The following is a 5145-nucleotide window of genomic DNA, read 5'->3' on the forward strand; positions in this document are numbered from 1 at the left end:
GCGGCCGGGACATCGTCCCGGCCGCCTTCCGCGTTCTCCGTGTATCGGTCAGCGCATCTTTCCGCCGCGCGGCATCCGCATGCCCTTCGGCATCGGGCCCTTCGGCAGCGGCATGTTGCTCATCAGGTCGCCCATCGCGCGCAGCCGGTCGTTGGCCGACGTCACCTGCGGCCCGGTGAGGACACGCGGGAGCTTCATCAGCGTCGTGCGCAACTTCTTCAGCGACACCTGGCCCTCGCCGTTGCCGACGATGACGTCGTGCACCGGCACGTCCACGACGACGCGGTTCATCCTCTTCTTCTCGGCCGCCAGCAGAGACTTCACCCGGTTCGGGTTGCCCTCGGCCACCAGCACGATGCCGGCCCGGCCAACGGCCCGGTGCACCACGTCCTGGCTCCGGTTCATCGCCACCGCCGGCGTGAAGCTCCAGCCGCGCCCGATGTTCTGCAGCACCGAGGCCGCAGCACCCGGCTGGCCTTCCAGCTGCCCGTAGGCCGCCCGCTCCGCGCGGCGCCCGAAGACGATCGCCATCGCCAGGAACGCCAGCAGGAATCCGAGAATCCCCAGGTAGATGGGGTGGTCGATCAAGAAACCGATCGCGAGGAAGACACCGAAGGTGACGATTCCCACAGCCGCGACGACAAGACCGACCTTCGGGTCGGCCTTCCGGGTCATCTTGTACGTCAGGGCGATCTGCTTCAGTCGCCCAGTGTTCGCAGCAGCGTCAGCGCTGTCTGTGTTTGCCTTCCTCGCCATGCCTTGAAGTTTACGTGGCCTAGGAACGGTGGCCAGCCGCGGCCTCCAGTACATGCTGAGCCTCGACCCGGTCCTTGGCCCGGCGCCGGTCCTCGAGCACGGCGTTCCACGCGTTGCGGCGGGCGGTGCGCTGACCGCTGCCCAGAAGCAGCGCCTCCATGGCGCGCAGGGCGTCGGTGACGGACGGGATGGCGGTCGCGCTTACGGGACGTACCGGAGCGGCCTGCATGGGGAGGTCCTCCTCAGGAGAGGCGTCGGCGTTGAGGATGAGCGGTGCGTGACACCAGAGTCACTGATTGGTGTTACCAGGGTGTGACTGGTCGGTCAAACACCGATGAAACGTTTACGCGCGTCCGGAAAATACTGACGCGGTCCGTACGCCGCCCCCGACCTGCGGGGAGGGTACGGACCGCGCCCATCCGGCCATTACTGGCCAGTAACTACTTGTGCCTGATTTCACACAGTCTCGGCGGCCGTGGTGCCTGCGGCGGCAACGGCGCCGCGGCGCTCCATGGCCTGCTGGAAGAGCCGCCCGGCCCGGTACGACGACCGCACCAGCGGGCCCGACATCACACCGGAGAAGCCGATCTCGTCGGCCTCCTCCTGGAGCTCCACGAACTCCTGCGGCTTCACCCAGCGCTCGACGGGGTGGTGTCGCACGGACGGGCGCAGGTACTGGGTGATCGTGATCAGCTCGCAGCCCGCGTCGTGCAGGTGCTGCAGCGCCTCGCTGACCTCCTCGCGTGTCTCGCCCATGCCGAGGATCAGATTCGACTTGGTGACGAGTCCCGCCTCGCGGGAGCGCGTGATGACCTCGAGCGAGCGCTCGTAGCGGAAGCCGGGCCGGATCCGCTTGAAGATCCGCGGCACGGTCTCCACGTTGTGGGCGAGCACCTCGGGGCGGGAGGAGAAGACCTCGGCCAGCTGCTCGGGCACCGCGTTGAAGTCGGGGATCAGCAGCTCGACCTTGGTGCGGCCGGCCTCCCGGTCCGCCGTCTGCGCGTGGATCTGGCGCACGGTCTCCGCGTACAGCCAGGCGCCGCCGTCCTCGAGGTCGTCGCGCGCGACGCCGGTGATGGTGGCGTAGTTCAGGTCCATCGTGACGACCGATTCGCCCACGCGGCGCGGCTCGTCACGGTCCAGGGCCTGCGGCTTGCCGGTGTCGATCTGGCAGAAGTCGCAGCGCCGGGTGCACTGGTCGCCGCCGATGAGGAACGTCGCCTCACGGTCCTCCCAGCACTCGAAGATGTTCGGACAGCCGGCTTCCTGGCACACCGTGTGCAGGCCCTCGCTCTTGACGAGTTTCTGCAGCTGGTTGTACTCGGGGCCCATCTTCGCCCGGGTCTTGATCCACTCGGGCTTGCGCTCGATGGGGGTCTGGCTGTTGCGGACCTCCAGGCGCAGCATCTTGCGTCCGTCGGGTGCGACTGCGGACACGACCGGCTCCCTACAGCTTCGATTCTTCGGCGAACACCAGGGTACGCCCGTTAAAAGTGCATCCTTACGTCTGGCCAACCTGTGGCCAGAGGTCTCCATTCCCCTGGCCGGTGGCCAGGGGCGTCAGACGGACGCCTTCTCGATCTCGCGGGGCCGCGGCTCCGCGTTCTCCAGCACTTCGCGCAGATGCCGCTCCAGGACCGGGAGCACCTCCTCGATGGTGATGTCACGGCCGAGCTCGCCCGCGAGCGAGGCCACTCCCGCGTCGCGGATGCCGCACGGCACGATCCGGTCGAACCAGGTGTTGTCCGGGTTCACGTTCAGGGCGAAGCCGTGCATCGACACGCCCTTGGCGATACGGATGCCGATGGCGGCCAGCTTGCGGTCCTCGCGGCGCTGGCCGGCGTTGGAGGGCGCGTACTCCGGGCCGTTCAGGCGCGGGTCGAACTCCTCGTCGTCCAGGCGGGGGTCGAAGTCGAGCGAGAGGCCCCCGACCGACGGGCGCTGCTCGAGCGGGTCGCCGAGCACCCACACGCCGCTGCGGCCCTCCACCCGTGACGTCGTCACGCCGAACTCCGCGCACGTGCGGATCAGGGCGTCCTCCAGGCGGCGCACATGGGCCACGACATCCACCGGGCGCGGCAGCTTCAGGATCGGGTAGCCCACCAGCTGACCCGGACCGTGCCACGTGATCTTGCCGCCGCGGTCCACGTCGACCACCGGCGTGCCGTCCAGAGGGCGCTCGCTGTCCGCCGTGCGCCGCCCCGCCGTGTACACGGGCGGGTGCTCCAGCAGCAGACAGGTGTCCGGGATCTCGTCGGCGAAGCGGGCGGCGTGGACGTCGCGCTGCTTCTGCCATGCCTGCTGGTACTCGACGGCCTCGTCGCCGAATCCCAGTCGGACGAACCGCAGCTCACTCACGGCTGTGCCTCCTAAAGCATTCACCCTGCAGTCATCAGGGCCCCCGCCACTGTACGGCGGTCCGGAACACGGTGGCGGGGCAGGTGGAGCGGGAGGGCCCCCGTCATGTGCCGCCGTCAATCCTCACACGATCGGATGAATGTGGGGCGAAGGCGGCGGTACTGCCGGGAAGGGCCGCTAAATTCGCGCCGTTCCATGAGGGCTGCTTCTGGCCCGGAAGGCAGGAGACCCGACACCAGATGTCAGAACGCACCCCACAGCGCACCCCCAACCGTCAGCTCGCCGCACTCATCGCAGAGGCCGGCTTCTCCAACGCGGGATTAGCCCGCCGCGTGGACCAGCTCGGCCTCGAGCACGGCCTGGATCTGCGGTACGACAAGACATCCGTGACCCGGTGGCTGCGCGGCCAGCAGCCCCGCGGTACGACACCGGCACTGATCGCCGAGGTGTTCACCCGGCGGCTCGGCCGGCGGCTGTCGGCGCAGGACCTCGGACTCGACGCCTGCGCGCCCGTCTACGCGGGCCTGGAGTTCGCGGCCACACCCGAGGAGGCCGTGGACATCGTCGGCGGCCTGTGGCGCAAGGACTCCGGCAGCCATGCGGAACTGCGCAAGATCGCGTTCACGCCCGCCGGTCTGGTCGTGCCGAGCCGGGACTGGCTGATCGGGCGGGCGGACGAGCGGGTGGGCCGGGGCGAGCCCGTGCCCGGTGCGGGGGTCCGTATCCCGGTTCAGGGGCGGGCCTCCGTGCCGCGGCAGCGCGGGCCCGAGCGGACGACCGACCGCGGACCGGGACAGAAGGTCTCCGCCGGTGACATCGCGGCACTGCGCTCGGTCGGCGACCTGTTCCGCACGCTCGACCACGCGTACGGCGGCGGGCACGCCCGCCAGGCCCTGGTGCGCTACCTCGAGCACGAGTGCGAGCCGATGCTGCGCGGCATGTACGGGGAAGTGACCGGCCGCCGGCTGTTCTCCGCCGCGGCGGATCTGACCAGACTGGCCGGCTGGACCTCGTACGACATCGCCGCGCACGGCCTGGCCCAGCGGTACTTCGTGCAGGCGCTGCGGCTGTCGCAGGCGGCGGGGGACCGGGCGTACGGCTCCTACGTGCTGGTGACCATGAGCCGCCAGGCGGTCTATCTGGGCCATGGCCGCGAGGCGGTGCAGCTGACCCGGGTCGCCCAGCAAGGCGTGGGCGCCTCGGCGCCGCCGCTGGTCCAGGCGATGCTGCATGCGGCGGAGGCGCGCGGGCACGGGGTGCTGGGCGAGGCCCGGGCGTGCGCGGCGGCGCTGGTGCGGGCGGAGCGGGCGCTGGAGGCGGCACGGCAGGGGGACGACGTGCCGCACTGGGCCCGCTCCTTCGACGAGGCGCAGCTCGCGGACGAGTTCGGGCACTGCCACCGGGACCTGCAGCAGTTCCGCTCCGCGGCGCACCACGCGGAGCGCTCGCTCCAGCTGCGTGCGCCCGCGTTCGCGCGCAGCCGGCTGTTCTGCCGGGTCGTCCTGGCGTCGGCGCGGCTGGGGCTGGGGGAACTGGACCAGGCGTGCGCGCTGGGGGCGGAGGCGGCGTTGCAGGCGTCGGAGATGCGGTCGGCGCGGGCGACGGAGTATGTGCGGGACTTCGAGCGCCGCCTGGAGCCGTACCGCGACGCGTCGGCGGTCCGGACGTACCGCGACCGCGTCGCGGCACTTGGCTGAGGGGCCCTTGGGCGGGCGGCGGGTCGGGGCTGCGCCCCCGGGGCGCGGCTCGGACCGGAGTGCGTGGTGCCCTCGGGGCGCGCGGTTCTCGGGCGGGCCGGGGGCCGTGACCGTTGCCCGAGCGGGGGCGGTGCCCTTGGGCGGGCGGCGACGCCGGGGGCTCCCGGGGGTGGCCCGGTCCTGCGTGCGGACCCTAGTCGTGCGTGCACGTGGCTCCCGGGCCTGACCTGGTCCGGGAGCGGGGCGTTGGGCCGCTCCGGGGCTCGTGTCCGGGACTGCTTTCCCGGGACTTGCCCCGCTCAAGACTTACGACGCCTTACGTCCCGGACACGAC

At 71.0% G+C, this 5145-nt stretch carries 5 protein-coding genes; 1 reads left to right on the forward strand and 4 read right to left on the reverse strand.

The genetic code is table 11. The annotated features are described in order from the left end of the window. Window positions 1-48 precede the first annotated feature (48 nt). The 4 genes from ABZ208_RS38690 to lipB form a co-directional block, all read right to left on the reverse strand. Window positions 49-756, reverse strand: coding sequence for a DUF4191 domain-containing protein (locus ABZ208_RS38690; protein WP_328401463.1), 708 nt, complete (start codon window positions 754-756; stop codon window positions 49-51). Window positions 757-775: 19 nt separating this feature from the next. Further along, the gene (locus ABZ208_RS38695) at window positions 776-985 is read right to left on the reverse strand and encodes a hypothetical protein (RefSeq protein ID WP_328401465.1); all 210 of its coding nucleotides are present in this window, start codon (window positions 983-985) and stop codon (window positions 776-778) included. 227 nt (window positions 986-1212) lie between these two features. Beyond that, a complete protein-coding gene (gene lipA / locus ABZ208_RS38700; protein WP_356914136.1) occupies window positions 1213-2193 on the reverse strand; it encodes a lipoyl synthase in 981 nt (326 codons plus the stop codon). A 123-nt stretch (window positions 2194-2316) separates the two neighbouring features. Continuing rightward, window positions 2317-3114: a lipoyl(octanoyl) transferase LipB gene (lipB, locus tag ABZ208_RS38705; RefSeq protein WP_356914137.1), complete on the reverse strand. Its 798-nt coding sequence runs from the start codon at window positions 3112-3114 to the stop codon at window positions 2317-2319. Between the two features lie 239 nt (window positions 3115-3353). Here lipB and ABZ208_RS38710 point away from each other — a divergent pair, with 239 nt between their 5' ends. Continuing rightward, window positions 3354-4811: a regulator gene (locus tag ABZ208_RS38710; protein WP_356914138.1), complete on the forward strand. Its 1458-nt coding sequence runs from the start codon at window positions 3354-3356 to the stop codon at window positions 4809-4811. Window positions 4812-5145 lie beyond the last annotated feature (334 nt).

The sequence above is a fragment of the Streptomyces sp. NPDC006208 genome, from assembly GCF_040613775.1.
Taxonomy (GTDB): Bacteria; Actinomycetota; Actinomycetes; order Streptomycetales; family Streptomycetaceae; genus Streptomyces.